The sequence below is a fragment of the Leucobacter sp. 7(1) genome, from assembly GCF_900163635.1.
Lineage (GTDB): Bacteria > Actinomycetota > Actinomycetes > Actinomycetales > Microbacteriaceae > Leucobacter.
Genome location: NZ_FUID01000080.1, coordinates 1 through 16,119 on the forward strand (window position 1 = coordinate 1; position 16,119 = coordinate 16,119).

Annotated in this window: 14 protein-coding genes; 12 read left to right on the forward strand and 2 right to left on the reverse strand. The window is 66.1% G+C overall.

All coding sequences use genetic code 11. The annotated features are described in order from the left end of the window. Window positions 1-808: 808 nt before the first annotated feature. Both FM113_RS18235 and cyoE read right to left on the reverse strand, forming a co-directional pair. A complete protein-coding gene (locus tag FM113_RS18235) occupies window positions 809-973 on the reverse strand; it encodes a hypothetical protein (protein WP_176387254.1) in 165 nt (54 codons plus the stop codon). 40 nt (window positions 974-1,013) lie between these two features. Continuing rightward, window positions 1,014-2,081 carry a heme o synthase gene (gene cyoE, locus FM113_RS15030; protein ID WP_087015646.1) on the reverse strand — a complete coding sequence of 356 codons (1,068 nt, stop codon included), beginning with the start codon at window positions 2,079-2,081 and terminating at the stop codon, window positions 1,014-1,016. 307 nt (window positions 2,082-2,388) lie between these two features. Here cyoE and FM113_RS15035 point away from each other — a divergent pair, with 307 nt between their 5' ends. The 12 genes from FM113_RS15035 to FM113_RS15090 all read left to right on the forward strand — a co-directional run bounded on the left by FM113_RS15035 (window position 2,389) and on the right by FM113_RS15090 (window position 15,997). Then, complete coding sequence (locus tag FM113_RS15035; protein WP_087015647.1) at window positions 2,389-5,589, forward strand: DEAD/DEAH box helicase; 3,201 nt, start codon at window positions 2,389-2,391, stop codon at window positions 5,587-5,589. A 4-nt stretch (window positions 5,590-5,593) separates the two neighbouring features. Next, window positions 5,594-6,469 carry a signal recognition particle-docking protein FtsY gene (gene ftsY, locus FM113_RS15040; RefSeq protein WP_087015648.1) on the forward strand — a complete coding sequence of 292 codons (876 nt, stop codon included), beginning with the start codon at window positions 5,594-5,596 and terminating at the stop codon, window positions 6,467-6,469. 174 nt (window positions 6,470-6,643) lie between these two features. After that, the gene (locus FM113_RS15045) at window positions 6,644-7,498 is read left to right on the forward strand and encodes a 3-hydroxyacyl-CoA dehydrogenase (protein ID WP_087015649.1); all 855 of its coding nucleotides are present in this window, start codon (window positions 6,644-6,646) and stop codon (window positions 7,496-7,498) included. A 60-nt stretch (window positions 7,499-7,558) separates the two neighbouring features. Beyond that, on the forward strand, window positions 7,559-9,124 hold the full coding sequence (gene ffh, locus FM113_RS15050) for a signal recognition particle protein (RefSeq protein WP_087015650.1): 1,566 nt from the start codon (window positions 7,559-7,561) through the stop codon (window positions 9,122-9,124). Window positions 9,125-9,153: 29 nt separating this feature from the next. Further along, window positions 9,154-10,257, forward strand: a complete 1,104-nt coding sequence (locus FM113_RS15055) for a hypothetical protein (RefSeq protein ID WP_087015651.1) — start codon at window positions 9,154-9,156, stop codon at window positions 10,255-10,257. 27 nt (window positions 10,258-10,284) lie between these two features. Next, a complete protein-coding gene (locus tag FM113_RS15060; protein WP_087015652.1) occupies window positions 10,285-11,607 on the forward strand; it encodes an alpha/beta fold hydrolase in 1,323 nt (440 codons plus the stop codon). A gap of 142 nt (window positions 11,608-11,749) precedes the next feature. Next, window positions 11,750-12,181, forward strand: a complete 432-nt coding sequence (rpsP, locus tag FM113_RS15065) for a 30S ribosomal protein S16 (protein ID WP_087015653.1) — start codon at window positions 11,750-11,752, stop codon at window positions 12,179-12,181. 5 nt (window positions 12,182-12,186) lie between these two features. Then, window positions 12,187-12,486, forward strand: a complete 300-nt coding sequence (locus FM113_RS15070) for an RNA-binding protein (protein WP_087015654.1) — start codon at window positions 12,187-12,189, stop codon at window positions 12,484-12,486. Continuing rightward, window positions 12,486-13,163: a ribosome maturation factor RimM gene (gene rimM / locus FM113_RS15075; protein WP_087015655.1), complete on the forward strand. Its 678-nt coding sequence runs from the start codon at window positions 12,486-12,488 to the stop codon at window positions 13,161-13,163. The genes FM113_RS15070 and rimM overlap by 1 nt, the downstream gene beginning before the upstream one ends. After that, the gene (gene trmD, locus FM113_RS15080; protein WP_087015656.1) at window positions 13,160-13,888 is read left to right on the forward strand and encodes a tRNA (guanosine(37)-N1)-methyltransferase TrmD; all 729 of its coding nucleotides are present in this window, start codon (window positions 13,160-13,162) and stop codon (window positions 13,886-13,888) included. The genes rimM and trmD overlap by 4 nt, the downstream gene beginning before the upstream one ends. Before the next feature lie 43 nt (window positions 13,889-13,931). Beyond that, on the forward strand, window positions 13,932-15,263 hold the full coding sequence (locus FM113_RS15085) for a Mur ligase family protein (RefSeq protein WP_087015657.1): 1,332 nt from the start codon (window positions 13,932-13,934) through the stop codon (window positions 15,261-15,263). Next, the gene (locus tag FM113_RS15090) at window positions 15,260-15,997 is read left to right on the forward strand and encodes a type 1 glutamine amidotransferase (RefSeq protein WP_087015658.1); all 738 of its coding nucleotides are present in this window, start codon (window positions 15,260-15,262) and stop codon (window positions 15,995-15,997) included. The genes FM113_RS15085 and FM113_RS15090 overlap by 4 nt, the downstream gene beginning before the upstream one ends. The last annotated feature ends 122 nt before the right edge of the window (window positions 15,998-16,119 follow it).

Sequence of the window (16,119 nt, forward strand, 5' to 3'; positions counted from 1 at the left end):
CCGAGCGCTGTCTCGTGAAGATCAGCGAGGAGACTCAGCCGCTCCGCGTCTCGGCGACGCTGCTGTGCTTCCCACTCCTCAAGGGCCGTGAGGAGCGCATCCACGCGCACCAGGCGGGGCGGGAGCGTGGATCCGAAACTCGACCCGGCACCAGACTCACAACCAGAACCAGAACCAGAACCAGAACCGGCCCCAGAACCGGACCCAGACCTACCACTTCCGCCAGAACGAGATCCGGCACCGTTCGCAGCACCAGAACCGCCCGCACCAAAACGGCTCGCACCCCCACCGGAACCGCGCACACCTTTCCCGGGACCACCCGTGTCGGGGGTCTCGGGGAAGGGTGCGTCTCCGGTGAGCGTCATGCGTCTATTCCAGCACATGCCACTGACAATCAGGCCTCGAAAACCGTTGACAACACGCGGAAGTTGGGCCAGAAAGTAGGGCCGCGGAAAGAACCCCTGATGGACATACTACGTTTTGAGGAGGCCACAATTCGATAACGGTTCGAAAGTATGTTCGAATTGCGACTGGATGCCAACCTGGCTCACCAAAGTGCATCGTTAGCGCGGTCCTGGAGAAGAAATCTTGCGGCTGAACGACTTCGGCAAAGGTGCTGCCGGAGGGGAGCTGCCGCAAAGGATCCGCCACCGGAGAGTGGGGCCGAGTCGGAGACACGCCTCACACGCTCCAGGATGCATGTGCGGGGAGCGCGGTTGTCTCGCCACCGGCCTGACGCCGTTGGGGCTCTACTGGCTACACGCAGCTCCCACTCGCGCCCGGCACGTGTGAAGCCGTGAGGAGACCGTCAGCTAAAGCTCGCACCAAAGCCAAAGCCAAAGCCAAAGCCAAAGCCAAAACCAAAACCAAAACCAATACCAATACCAATACCAAAGCTCACGCCAACGCCCAGGCAAACGCACAGACCAAAGTCAAAGCGCACGCGCACGCGCACGCGCAAGCCAACGCGCAAGCGCACACCCACGCACCCGCGCCGGTGCGATGTCCCGCAGTTACGGAAGAAGTGGCCCGACGGCGATCATGAGGCTGTACGCCATGATGATGATGAGGGAGAAACGGAACATGCGGCGGGCCCAGGCGCTATCGTCCTTCGCGCGGAACCCCTGGACGCCGATGACGACCCACCAGAGCCCGAGCGCGCCCATGACCACCGCGTACACCCAGCCGGTGTAGCCGAACGGGGTGAGCAGTACTGACACGACAGCGTAGGCAATCGTGTAGATCAGGATCTCGACCTTCGCGCGGGGGATGCCCTTGACCACGGTGATCACTGGGACCCCAGCGCGTGCGTACTCGTCGCGGCGGTATACCGCGATGGAGTAGAACTCGGGCATCTGCCAGAAGAAGATCGCGAGGAACGCGAAGATGGCACCCGCGTCGACAACTCCGGAAACGGCGACGTAGCCCGCGAAGATTGGTGCGGCGCCCGAGACGCTCCCGACAAGGGTGCCGTGCACGCTCATCCGCTTCGAGAGCATGCCGTACAGCACCACATAGGTGAAGAACCCGGCGAGCCCGGTGGCAACCACAAGCCAGTTGGTCCAGGCAACGAGCGCGATGTTGCCGAGCACGAACAGCACGATCGAGAAGATGACTGCACCGCGGACGCTGATGCTGCCCGAGACCGTGGCCCGTTTCTTGGTGCGCTCCATGCGGTCATCGATATCGCGATCCAGCACGTTGTTGAGCACGCAGGCTGAAGCGATCACGAACGTGGTGCCGATGATGGTGGCGAGGAACAGCCACACGTCGAAGTGACGTGCGACGCCGGTTGCGAGCAGGAAGCCCGCCGCCGCGGTCAACACATTGCCGTACAGCACTCCGGGCTTCGTGAGTGAGTAGTAGCGTGCCATCGTGGCCCGGACCGAGTCGCCGTCTGCGCGGGACGCGATCTTCGCGTCGGTGCCGCGGCTGCGCTCGGAGAACACTGCCGCGTCGGCACGCTCCGAAAGCTCCGGGGCGATGTCGCGCTGGGCAGCGGCGGCCTCACGGTCGTTCCGTGCGCCGTCGGGGACGCTCGAAGCGGGCTCGTGGTGTGTGGGGGACCCACTCGCGGGCATACGAATCTGGCCTTTCTTCAGCCCCAGCGCGGTCTGGCGCGGGATCGCCGCGTGCGATGCGGCGTATCCGCAGCGCTGGCCGTGCCGAGCGCCGTAGCCCGAGGGCCGCGGATTACTCCTTCAAATATACCCGCTCGCGGCTGATTGCAATGCCGCGGCCCCGGAACCTGGCGCGGCCGAGTGTCGGTGGTGCCTCGTACGATGGACCAAGCATGTTTGAACTGGCCAGAATTCCTTTGTGCGCGGTATCCGCCCCGCGCCGCGGTGCCGCGCGCCCCGGAATTTCGGTGAGTGGGGAGCGACTGCTGTGACAGAGCGGAGTTGGCGGGCAGATCTGGACCGGCTTGTGGGTCGACAGGGTGCGGACGTGATCGGTGCCGGATCGGGGGTGCCGGGAGACTCCAGAACCCGGACAGTTCGCGACGCCGGTGCGGAGTTCGAGCCCTCTCCCTGGCTGGAGCTCGCGTTGCAGTTCGAGCTCCGGGAGATGATTCCGCGCACCGCGGACCGGTGGAACGGTCCCACGTCTCGGGCGGTCAAGGTGGGGCAGGAGATCGGGAGCGGAGTCTTCCAGCTCGGTACCAGACCGGTGCAGCGCACGGCGCGCGGGTGGTCGCGGGGTGGGCTGAGCTGGTCAAACATCGGTCACCAGGGAAGCCGACTCAACCTGGACCCGGCCCAGCAGCGTTGGTTTCGGCAGTTCGTTGCGCTGCATCGGGCAGCCGAGACGATCACGGTGGGACAGGATCCGAACTGGGTGTTCCTGGACGACTTTGCGAGCCCCGCGCTGTGGGCCCTGCTGTTGCAGGCCGACACGCTGGGCATTGCTCTGGTGGGAACCGGGCCGCGCCCCACGGTGCAGCTGCGGGAGGCCGCGGAACTCAGTCTGGATGCCGCCGCAACCCTGGACGGCGGGATTCGGCTCGTGCCTCGTGTCACCGTGGGCGATGATCTGGCACCGTTCCGCAGCGTCCGTGCGATCGCAGATCACGGAATCTACGGTGCTGATCCCGACGCGATGCCGGGCGGGCACGCTGTCGTCTGGCTCGCGCCCGTGGCCGCTGCGCTGACAGCGGCCGAGCGCGGGATCTTGGCTCGAGGTTCCGGCTCCGGTGCCGGATCCGGCGCAGCCGCAGCACACCCTGCCCCGCTCACGATTCCAGCAATCGACCGAGATGCGTTCTTGGCTGAGGGGGTCCCTGAGCTGCGGACGCGGTTCCGTTTGACAAGCGCGGACGGCTCGGTCGTGATCCCGGATCCGCCGCCCGCGCGGATCGTGTTGACGGCCGCGTGGCGCAACGGCCACCGACTCTCGCTCAACTGGGTGGTCGAGGGCGACCCGGACAGCACCGCTCCCGTGTTTTCGGAGCTGATCCCGCGTGCGCTGCGCGGCGCAGATCTTCTTCCTGAGGCCTGGGCCGATGCGGCGCTCCCTCCGGCTACGGAGCTGCGCGGTGTTGACGCCGCCGCGTTCCTCGGCGGCGTGTTGCCTGTGCTGGAACGCACCCCCGGTATCGAGGTGCGTCGCACGGGCCGCGCCCCGGAGTATCGGGAGCTCACAAGTCCACCCCAGCTCGAGATTACGGTGGTGCCGAGTGAGCAGGAAGACTGGTTCGATCTGGGCGTGCTTGTCACCGTGGACGGCCGGAGTGTGCCGTTCGCCCCGCTGTTTCGTGCCCTCGCGCAGGGGCGCAAGAAGCTGCTGTTGGTCGACAACAGCTACCTGTCGCTCACACATCCAGCGCTCGCACCGCTCGCGGAGATGATCGCGGAGGCGCAGGATCTCGACGAGTGGGAGACGGGCCCGCGCATCAGCCGTCACCAGGCTGCGCACTGGGCCGAGTTCGAAGACCTCGCCGAGCAGAGCGAGGCCGCCGCGGAGTGGCGCATGCTCGTGCGTGAAGTGCGTGCGGTGCAGGCGGAAACGCCAACTGCGGTGCCCGTACCGCGGGGGATGACTGCGGAATTGCGCCCCTATCAGCGGGATGGCTTCCACTGGCTCGCGTTTCTGTGGCGCACCCGTCTGGGCGGGATCCTGGCCGACGACATGGGGCTCGGAAAGACCCTGCAGTGCCTGACGCTTATCGAGCACGCGCGAGAATTGGGCGAGCGCCGGCCCTTCCTTGTGGTGGCTCCGACCTCCGTGATGAGCAATTGGGCGGCCGAGGCCGCACGATTCGCCCCGGGCCTGCGGGTGCGGGTGCGCACCGCGACGGAGGCGAGTGGACGGAAAGACAGTCCGCCCGCCGGAAGCATCGCAGACGATCTCGCGGCGGCGGATCTCGTGGTCACAAGCTACGCCCTATTCCGGCTCGATTTCGCCTCCTATCGCGCCGTCGCGGCGGATCCCGCGCGCGGGATCGCGGGTCTGATCCTGGACGAGGCGCAGTTCGTGAAAAACGCGCGGGCGCGCGGCAACGAACTCGCCGAAGACCTTCCGGTCTCCTGGAAGTTGGCGGTCACGGGCACGCCGATTGAGAACTCGCTCCGTGAACTCCACGCCCTGTGCCGCATCGTGGCACCCGGACTGTTCCCCTCGGCGCGACGCTTCGAAGAGGAATACGTGCGCGCCATCGAGCGCCCAGCGCTCGGGATCTCGGTCGGGCAGGGTGCCGGGAGCGGGCCCGAATCCCAGGCGGGCCTCCGCACGGAGCGCACGGAGCGGCTCCGGCAGCGGGTACGCCCATTCCTGCTGCGCCGCACAAAGGCGCTCGTCGCTTCCGAGCTGCCCGAGAAACACGAGCAGGTGCTCGAGGTCGAGCTTGATCCGGAGCACCGCGAGCTGTACGACCGCTTCATGCAGCGCGAGCGCCAAAAGCTCTACGGCCTCATTCCAGAGCTTGATCGGAACCGCTTCACGGTGTTCCGCTCATTGACGTTGCTGCGGATGCTCGCGCTCGATGCCTCCCTCATCGATGGGCAGTACGCTGCGCTGCCGTCTGCGAAGCTCGGCGCGCTCGTCGAACACGCTGCCGAGCTTGCGCAGGAGGGGCGGCGCACGCTTGTGTTCAGCCAGTTCACGTCGTTCCTGTCGTTGGCCAAAGAGCGCCTCGAGGCGGAGGGAATCCGCACGGTCACCCTCGACGGCAGCACCCGCCAGCGGGACGCGGTGATTGACAGGTTCCGCAGCGGAGAAGCCGACGTGTTTCTCATCAGTCTCAAGGCGGGCGGGGTGGGGCTGAACCTCACCGAGGCAGACACCGTGGTGTTGCTGGATCCCTGGTGGAATCCCGCAAGTGAGGCGCAGGCAATCGACCGCACGCACCGGATCGGACAGGAGCGGCCCGTGCACGTGATCCGGATGATCGCGCTCGGCACGATCGAAGAGAAAGTCCTTGCACTGCAGCAGCGCAAGCGGGCCCTGTTCGACGCGGTGATCGACGACGAGGAGCTGTTCTCGCAGACGCTGACAGCCTCCGAGCTCCGAGACCTGCTGGATGCCCCGGAACCGCCGCGGGTGGACGGAACGTCGGCGGGCCCGCGACCGGTCCGCTCCTCGGTAGACTGACGGCATGGCAGAGCGATCGTGGTCCTTCTCGAAGGCATTCCGCAACATCTTTAGTGGCCCGGCATTGATTACCGAGGACACCTGGGATGATCTCGAGGCGGCGCTGATCACTGCAGACTTCGGGCCTGACGTATCGGAGGCGATCCTGGCGAACCTCCGTTCCGAGGTTGAACGCCACAGGGTCACCGAGGTGAAAGAGATGCGCAGCATGCTGCGCGATGCGGTCGAGGAGCGGCTCGCCGCCTATGACCCGACGCTCCATTTGTCCGAGCGGCCCGCGGTGATCCTTGTCGTCGGCGTGAACGGCGTCGGGAAGACGACGACGATCGGCAAGTTCGCGAACTACCTGAAGGCCTTCGATAAGAAGATCCTCGTCGGCGCGGCGGATACCTTCCGCGCGGCCGCGGTCGAGCAGCTTGCGACCTGGGCTGACCGCGCAGGCGTGGACATCGTGAAGCCGCAGCAGCAGGGGCAGGATCCGGCGGCGGTTGCGTTCCAGACCGTACAGCGCGCGATCGAGGGATCCTACGACATTGCGATCATCGACACCGCAGGTCGGTTGCAGACCAAGGGCGGCCTGATGGACGAGCTCGGCAAGGTGCGGCGTGTGATCGAAAAGCAGGCCCCGGTCGCGGAGGTCCTGCTTGTGCTCGACGCGACCACCGGCCAGAATGGCCTGGCGCAAGCCGAGGCGTTCATTGAGCACGCTGGGGTGACCGGTCTTGTCCTCACCAAGCTTGACGGCTCCGCGAAGGGCGGCTTTGTGCTCGCGGTGCAGGAACGGACCGGCCTCCCCATCAAATTGGTGGGGCAGGGCGAGGGGATTGGCGACCTCACGGGCTTCACTCCGCACGTGTTCGCCCAGCAGCTCGTCGGGTAGCCGCGGGGCGCGCCCGGAACCGGTCGGGAACGGGGAATTCGCCCGCCGCGAATCCCGCTCGGGCCGCGGCTAACTCGACTAGGTTGGAGGGTGAGGCCTGACGGCCGAGCCACACGCTGCGGCCGCCGGACCGAAAGCGCTGTCACCAGGCAGTGCGTTCGAGAAAGGGCAACAATGCAGAACCTCACCGTGTTGGGAACGGGCGTACTCGGCTCCCAGATCATCTTTCAAGCGGCATACTCCGGCAAGCAGGTCGTCGCGTACGACCTGAACGACGAGATCCTCGCGAAGCTTCCCGCTCGCTGGGAGTATCTCAAGCCGATGTATCTGCGCGACCTGCCTGACGCGACGCCCGAGAAGCTCGATGAGGCAGTGGCCCGGATCAGTACATCGTCGGATCTTGAGGCCGCGCTCTCCGACGCGGATATTGTGATCGAGGCGGTCCCGGAGCGTCTCGACATCAAGCAGAGCACCTGGGAACAGGTGGGCAAGCTGGCCCCCGAGAAGACCATCTTCTGCACGAACTCGTCGACGCTGCTCCCCAGCGACATCGCGCCATTCACCGGGCGACCCGAGAAGTTCCTCGCGCTGCACTTCGCGAACGAGGTGTGGGCCAAGAACACGGGTGAGGTCATGGGGCACCCCGGGACTGATCCCGCGGTGTTTGAGCAGGTCGCGGAGTTCGCCGAGGAAATCGGGATGGTGCCGATCCGGATCCACAAAGAACAGCCCGGGTACGTCCTGAACTCCCTGCTCGTTCCCTTCCTCGATGCTGCGGGCAAACTGCTCGTGCGTGGTGTTGCGGAGCCGAAAGACGTCGATAACACTTGGAAGATCGCCACGGGGTCGCCCGTCGGCCCCTTCGAGATCTATGACATCGTGGGCATGATGACGCCCTACCAGCTCAACAAGGACTCGGCAGATCCCGAAGCGCGAGAGTTCGCCGAGTACATCAAGCGCGAGTACATCGACAAGGGGTGGCTGGGCAAGGGATCCGGACGCGGGTTCTACGACTACAGCGGCGAGTAACCTCGCGGGGGCGTGCCGGTGCGATCCCGGCATGCCCCGACCGGGTAGAATCAACCCATCATGGCTACTTTCGGAAACCTCTCTGCGCGGCTCACCGACACCTTCAAGAACCTCCGGTCGAAGGGCAAGCTCTCCGCGTCTGACGTGGACAGCACCGTTCGCGAGATCCGGCGCGCCCTGCTCGAGGCCGACGTGGCCCTGGACGTCGTCAAGGACTTCACCGGGAAGGTGCGCGAGCGCGCGCTTGGTGACGAGGTCAATCAGGCGCTGAACCCGGCGCAGCAGGTCGTCCAGATCGTGAACGAGGAGCTCGTCGCGATCCTGGGCGGTGAACAGCGTCGACTGCAGTTCGCGAAGAAGCCGCCGACGATCATCATGCTCGCCGGCCTGCAGGGTGCCGGTAAGACGACCCTGGCTGGCAAGCTCGCAAAGTGGCTGAAGGATCAGGGACACACCCCGCTGCTCGTCGCCTGTGACCTCCAGCGTCCGAACGCGGTGACCCAGCTCGGCGTTGTCGCCGAACAAGCTGGTGCCGCGATCTACGCGCCGGAACCCGGCAATGGTGTGGGCGACCCGGTCAAGGTCGCACAGGGGGGTGTTGCCGAGGCGCGTGCCAAGCAGCACGACTTCGTCATTGTTGATACTGCCGGTCGGCTCGGTGTTGACCAGGAGCTCATGCGTCAGGCCTCGGACATTCGCAAGGCGATTGACCCGGACGAAGTCCTGTTTGTGATCGACGCGATGATCGGTCAGGACGCCGTGGCGACCGCCCAAGCTTTCCAGGAAGGCGTCGACTTCACCGGCGTCGTCCTGACAAAGCTCGACGGTGACGCTCGCGGCGGTGCCGCGCTCTCGATCCGAGGGGTGACCGGCCGGCCGATCCTCTTTGCGTCGACAGGCGAGGGGCTCGGAGACTTCGAGCCGTTCCACCCGGACCGCATGGCAAGCCGGATCCTTGACCTCGGCGATATCCTCACGCTGATCGAGCAGGCCCAGGGGGCTTTCGATGAGGACGAGGCGCGCAAGGTCGCGGAGAAGATCGCGAAGGACGCGTTCACGCTCAACGACTTCCTCGGTCAGATGCAGCAGCTTCGCGGTGCTGGATCCATCAAGAAGATGATGGGCATGCTCCCGGGCATGGGCAAGATGAAAGATCAGCTCGAGAACTTCGACGAGCGCGAAATCGTGCGCACCGAGGCGATCATCCAGTCGATGACGATGGAGGAGCGCGAAAATCCGAAGCTTCTGAACGGCTCGCGCAGACTCCGCATCGCGAAGGGCTCGGGCATGACCGTGACCGACGTGAACTCGCTTGTGCAGCGCTTCGAGCAGGCCGCGAAGATGATGAAGACGGTAGCTCGTGGCGGTATGCCGCAGATCCCCGGGATGGGTCCCATGCCGGGCATGGGCGGTCACGGCGGCAAGAAAAAGGCGCAGGCAAAGGGCAAGGGCAAGCAGCGCTCGGGCAACCCGGCAAAGCGTGCGCAGGAGGCCGCGGGAATCACCGAAAAGCAGGCCGCGACGCCCACGGGTTCGGGCTTTGGCTTGGGCGGCGGTGCGGCCGCGCAGCCTTCTGAAGAAGAACTGGCGAAGCTCCAGCAGATGCTCGGGAAGGGCCTGCGATAGCCCGTTCGCGCGTCCCGGCACCCGATGGGGTGTCGGGCGACGGCTGGCCGGCACGGATCACCTGGGCCGACGTGCGTGCCGCCGACCCGCGGGTGTTTCGCAAGGCCGCGCTCGGCGGGATGCTGCTCATCCCTGCCGTGGCGCTCGGGGTGGTGCTCGCGGGTCTTGAGTGGGAATTCATCGCGCCGTTGGCGTTCCCTGCGTGGCTCGATTGGGCGGCCGGCCTCCTCACCGTTGCTGCGGTCTGGGCGATGATCCTGCTGGGGGTGTTCGCGGTGATCCTGCTTGCGGCACCCGCAGAGTTGCGGCGCGAGCTCGCTCTCCGCGCGTTCGCGGAGGCCCGTGGGCTGCGGTATGCCCGCATCGGCAGCGCACCGCCGGCGCGCGGGATCTTCTTCGCCGAGGGCCAGGACTCCTCTGCGCGGTTGCAGGCTCGGGAGCGCGTGCGTCGGGGGACACCCCGTCCGGGATCGCTCCCGCCCGGGAACGAGGCGCGATTCCGCGCGAACTTTTCCCTTGAACTCGCTGGGCCCGCCTGGGAGCCCGATCTCCAGGTGGCCGTGGCGGGGTATGCGGGCGGGAAGAATGACCCGAAAGGCCCGGCGCTCGCGTTTCGCTTCCTACAGTTGCGCTTGCCACGTCCGGTGCCGCACCTCATGATCGATGCGCTGAGCAACGGTCGGCTGCGAAACACCCTGCCTGGCACGCTGCGGGTCTCGCTCGAGGGTGACTTTGACCGGTACTTCGCCGTCTACGCTCCAGATGGCTATCAGCGCGACGCGCGCGAGCTGCTCACCCCGGACGTGATGGCAAGCCTGATCGACTGGGGTCGCCACTGGGACATCGAGGTCGTTGAGGACCGGATGATCGTGGTGTCGAAGAAGGTGCGGGCCCGCAGTGACCGCACCGAGATTACCGCGCTGCTGCGCTTCGCGGAGCTCGTCGGGGCGGAGCTGACACACCAGGTGGTGACCTACTCGGATCCGCGCGCGGCCCGCCCGCGAGTCCGGGTTGCGGACGAAGGCCTGCGGCTCAGGCGCTCCGTGTCGTGGAGCTGGGTGATCGCACCGGCCGCCATCATCTTCCTGCTCGGCTTCCCGTTTGTACTGGGGTGGATCCTGGACCACACCTAGGTCGAGCAGCAGGGATACGCTGGAGAGATGCAGAATACGGGTGCGCGGTCGAGCCGCGGAGCGGAATACCTGATCGGTACGGACATCGTCGCTCGCGATGTGTGGACGACGGTGCCGCTCGACTGGGCCGACCCTGGAGGGGAGACGATCCGCGTGTTCGCGCGCGAACTCGTCGCCGCGGAGCGCCGGTACGACGATCTGCCGTTGCTTGTCCATCTGCAGGGCGGCCCGGGTGGCAAAGGCACGCGCCCGCTCTCTCGGAGCGCTTGGCTCGGCTCCGTGCTGCGGCGGTTCCGTGTCGTGATCCCGGATCAGCGGGGGACCGGCCGCTCAACTCCGCTCTCCAGCTCGAGTCTCGCGCAGTTCCCCGCGGCGGAGGCTGCCCGACGGCTTGCACTGTATCGGGCCGACTCGATCGTGCAGGATCTTGAAGCCCTGCGCACTACTCACTATGACAGTCGACAGTGGTGGAGCATTGGTCAGAGCTATGGCGGGTTCCTGACGCTGCACTACCTCTCGGTGGCACCCGAAGCGCTGGTGGCCTCGGTTGTCACCGGCGGCTTGCCCGCTCTCGACCCGGATCCGGCGGAGGTGTATCGACGGACCTTCCCGCGTGTCGTCGCGAAGAATGCGGTGTTCCGGGACCGTGCACCGCACCTTGTTGATCGAATCGCTCGGGTTGCTGACCTCTTGGCTGCGGAGGATGTGCGGCTCCCCGACGGGGACCGACTCACCGCGCACCGGCTGCAGACGCTCGGCAGCAACTTCGGCGTAGGGCCTGGCTTCGACAGGGTGCACTGGCTGTTCGACGAGGCGTTTGCGGATGAGGCCGAGACGCGGCTGAGCGAAACCTTTCTGGCGGAGGTCGGATCCGCAACTGGGTATGCGGGGAACCCGCTCTACATGGCACTGCAAGAGAGCATCTATGGGCCTGGGCCAACCGCCTGGGCTGCTCAGCAGGAGCGCGAACTGTGGCCCGAGTTCGGGACGGGGGAGCGTCCGCTCAGCTTTACCGGCGAGATGGCGTTCCCGTGGATGTTTGACGAGATCCGGGCGCTGCGCGGCTTCCGGGACGGGGTCCAGGCGCTCGCTGAAGCGGAATGGCCAATCCCGCTCTACGATGCCGGGCGGCTCGCGGCAAACGAGGTGCCCGTTGAGGCCGTCGTGTACGCCGACGACATGTATGTCGACGCGGAGCTCTCGCGTGACACAGCGTCTCGGGTCGCCGGTCTGAATGCGTGGGTGACCAACGAGTATGAGCACGATGGTGTGCACCATGAGGGGGTCGCGGAGCGCCTGTTCACCGCCCTGGAGCACCGTGTCGGCGGCCTCCCCGCCGCCCGTTCCTAGTAAAGTCCTGGTCAGAGCGAAAATTGCGATTCTGCTCTCGCTGTGCGAAAATAGACAGGTTCACGCATTCGCGTGCCCAGGCTTTCGCGCCGCGACGTTCGTTCTGCAGCGCCCAGTCACATCGCTATTCAAGGAGACACACATGGCTGTCAAGATTCGCCTCAAGCGCCTCGGCAAGATCCGCGCACCGTACTACCGCATCGTCGTTGCTGACTCGCGCACCAAGCGTGACGGCCGCGTCATCGAGGAGATCGGCAAGTACAACCCGAACACCAACCCCTCCTTCATCGAGGTTGACTCGGATCGCGCGCAGTACTGGCTGAGCGTCGGCGCACAGCCGACCGAGCAGGTTGCAGCGATCCTCAAGCTCACGGGCGACTGGGGCAAGTTCTCCGGCGTCGGCCCGACCGAGTCGCGCGTGCTCGCACCCGAGGCAAAGGAAGCTTTCGAGGTCAACGCCGCGAAGAAGCCGGTCCTGCGTCCCAAGGCTGAGAAGCCCGCTGCAGTCGAGGCTCCCGCTGAGGAAGCTGCCGAGGCACCCGCCGAGGACGCAGCCGAGACCACCGAGGCCTAATTCTCTTGGCACAGCAGGCGCTGGCTGACGCGCTCGAGCACCTCGTCCGCGGAATCGTCGACCACCCTGACAGGGTGCGCGTCGATACTCGCGGCGGGGGTGCCCGCGGCGAAATCCTCGAGGTGCGTGTGCACCCGGAAGACCTCGGCCGTGTTATTGGACGAGGCGGTCGCACCGCTTCGTCACTGCGCACAGTCGTATCTTCCCTCGCCGCTGGTGAGCGGGTCCGGGTTGACGTCGTTGATACCGATGACGCAGCCCACGCAGAGACAGCTCCTGCCGCCGCATCCGGAAGTGACGCCTGATGGCGGACGCTTCCGGGCGCGCACAGGCTCCCCGTCCCGCAAGCGGGGCGGGGAGTTTGCGCGTCGGCCGCCTCACGAAGCCGCACGGCCTCAAAGGCGGCATCAAGCTTGAACTGTTCACGGACAATCCAGAACTCCGCTTCACCCCGGGTGCCGAGTTCTTCCTGCAAGTCCCCGAGGACTCGCCCTGGTTCGGTCGCACAATCACCATGCGTGAGCTGCGCTGGTTCAACGACTCGCCCGTCGGGTTTTTCGACGAGGTAGACGGGCGCACGGGTGCTGAGAGCATCGTGCGCGCGATCCTGTGGATCGACGAGCAGGCCGTTGCCGAGGGCAGCGAAGAAAACGCCTGGTACGACCACGAGCTTGTCGGCCTGGACGTTGTCCGCGATTCAGAGAAGCTGGGCACTGTCGCCGAGGTGCGCCACTTCCCGGCGCAGGATCTGCTTGTCGTGACTACTCCTGCGGGGACTGTGCTCGTCCCGTTTGTACAGGCGATCGTGCCGAGCGTTGATATCGAGGCCGGGATCGTCACCGTGACCCCGCCGCCCGGTCTGTTCGAGGAGCAGGATGCGGAGATCGCCGGTGGCCCCGGTTCGACTCCGATCGAGCAGGATGCGCCGACAGGCACGAACACCGCAGCCGAATCGAACACCGCAGGAGACACCCCCGCATGAGGCTTGACGTCGTCACGATCTTCCCCGGCTACTTTGACGCCCTCGAGCTCTCGCTGCTCGGGAAAGCGAAGCAGCGGGGGCTGATCGACGTCCACGTGCATGATCTGCGCGACCACGCGCACGACAAGCACCGGACCGTGGACGATACGCCCGCGGGCGGCGGTGCCGGGATGGTGATGAAGCCCGAGCCGTGGGGCGAAGCCCTGGATGGAGTCCTCGCGGAATCAGAGGCAGAACCACTCATCATCTTCCCGTCGCCCGCCGGCGAGGTGTTCACGCAGCGCATGGCTCGTGAGCTCGCGGAGGAACCCCACCTTGTGTTCGGCTGCGGTCGGTACGAGGGGATTGATCAGCGGGTGTTCGACGAGTACGCCGCGCGGGGACGCGTGCGGCTCGTCAGCATCGGTGACTACATCCTGAACGGGGGAGAAGTCGCCACGATTGCGATGGTCGAGGCCATTGCGCGGCTTGTCCCCGGCGTCGTCGGGAACCCGGAAAGCCTTGTCGAGGAATCCCACGAAGACGGGCTCCTTGAATACCCGAGCTACACCAAGCCCGCATCCTGGCGCTCGCACGATGTGCCGCCGGTGCTCTTGAGTGGCAACCATGCGGCGATTGCCGCGTGGCGCGAGGAGCAGAGCATCGAGCGGACGCGACGCGTGCGTCCGGAACTGCTGAGCCGCGAACAACGCGGTGAGTCTCGGGCACGGCACGCGGCCGAGTAGGCCCGCTGCAGAAACGTCAGCGCTGCGCCACTAAGCTTGATCCATGCGTGATGTGATCTCCGCTCTGCTCGGCAAGAGCGTTCGGCAAGTCGCCCGCCTGCGCGGCGGCGGTTCTGCACTTCCCGGACTGGTTGTCGAGAAGATCGACCCTGGTTTCCTCGGACGTGTGCTCGGCCGCCTCCCCTACGGTGTGGTGGCTGTGAGCGGCACGAACGGAAAGACAACCACCACGAAGATGATCGTGGAGATGCTCGAGGCCGAGGGTCTGCGTGTATTCACGAACCGCACCGGATCGAACTTCTCTCGCGGCGTGGTTGCCGCCGCGGTGGCCGAGGGGTCCTGGCGGGGCAGGCTCGACGCGGATATCGCGGTGCTCGAGCTCGACGAGGCGCACGCAATGTACTTCATCGATCGTGTGCCGCCACGGTTCACGCTGCTGCTCAACGTGTTGCGGGATCAGCTCGACCGCTTCGGGGAGATCGATACGACGGCGCGCCTGCTGCAGCGGATCGCGGACGCGACAACCGAGGGTCTTGTGGTGAACCGCGAGGACCGGCTGATCCACGCCATCGGTGAACGCACACGCCAGCGCGCCGGTGATTCGGTTGAGGTGCGTGAGTTCGGGCTTTCCGACGACCTGCTCGCGACATTCCCGAGCGATGACGACTTTCACACCGGGCCGGTTGCCCCCGCTGCGACGCCGGGGGGCGCGCCCGCTGACGTGACGCTCGTGGCGCTCGGCGATCACGAGGCCGAGTTCGTGATCGAGGGGGAGCGCTACCGCACCCCACTCAAGCTTGAAGGGCTGTACAACACGTTCAACGCCGCCGCGGCGCTCGTGACCGTGCGGCAGATCGCGGCCGCGGGCCCGCTGCCGGATCACGTCGCGCGCACGACGATCGCCTCTGACACGTCACGTCACGTCGCGGCCCTCGCCGAGGTTCGCCCCGCCTTCGGTCGCGGTGAACAGCTTGAACTCGACGGCCAACCGCTTGAGCTTGTCCTCGTGAAGAACCCGGCCGGGTTCCGCCTCGGTCTCGCCTCCTTTGAAGCTGCGGGTGTGGGCGCGATGATCGCGATCAACGACCAGTACGCGGACGGTCGCGACATGTCGTGGCTGTGGGACGTGGACTTCTCCTCGCTCGCCGATTCCGGAGTCGCGATGGTGAGCGGCGCCCGGGCCTGGGACATGGCGCTCCGACTCGAACACGACGACGTGCCTGTCGCCGCCGTCGAAGAGGACCTGGGGCGCGCGCTGGCAGCGTTCCGTGAACGGACGCCGGATCAGCCGCGCCGTATCTACTGCACCTACACGGCCATGCTCGAGCTTCGACGGGCCCTCGCCGAACTGACCGACGTGGAGGACATCTGGTGAACGACGTACCCGAGGAGCCACAGGAACTCGTGATCCTGTCGCTCTACCCGCGCGACATGAACATTTACGGCGATCGGGGCAACGTGCTGGCGCTCGAGCGCCGTGTCCGAGCCCACGGATTTGTTCCACGCGTGGTGGAGCTGAACCCGGGCGACGCCCTTCCCGACACGATTGACCTCGTAATCGGTGGTGGTGGCCAGGACTCCGGGCAGGGGCGCGTGGCGGCCGATCTCGCGCTGCGTGCCGAAGAGTTCCGCGCGCTCGCTGACGACGGCGTGCCCATGCTCATGATTTGTGGGTTGTACCAGCTCTTTGGTCACCGTTTCGTCACCCATACGGGTGACGAGCTGAGCGGCATTGGTGTGCTTGACGTCGAGACGCGCGGCGGCAGCGAACGCATGATCGGCAACATCGTGCTGGACTCCCCGGAGTTCGGCGAGATCATCGGCTATGAAAACCACAGCGGCGTTACCACGTTGGGCCCCGGCTCACAGCCGCTCGGCCGCGTCACGCAGGGGGCTGGCAACAACCCGACGGACGGCGTCGAAGGAGCCCGTACGGGCAACGTGATTGGCAGCTACCTCCACGGTTCGCTCCTCCCGAAGAACCCGGCGCTCAGCGACTTCCTGATCGGTGAGGCCGCCCGCCGCCGATACGGTGCCTTCGAGCCGCGCGCTGAGGTGGGGGAGACCGTCCGCCGCGCCCGCGAGAGCGCAAAGCGCCGCCCGCGCTAGGCCGACCCCGGCTCCTGAGCCACGAGTACCCCCTTTCCTCTTTCCCCTTTCCCCTTTCCTCTTTCCCCTTTCCTCTTTCCTCTTTCCTCTTTCCTCTTTCCTCTTTCCTCTTTCCTCTTTCC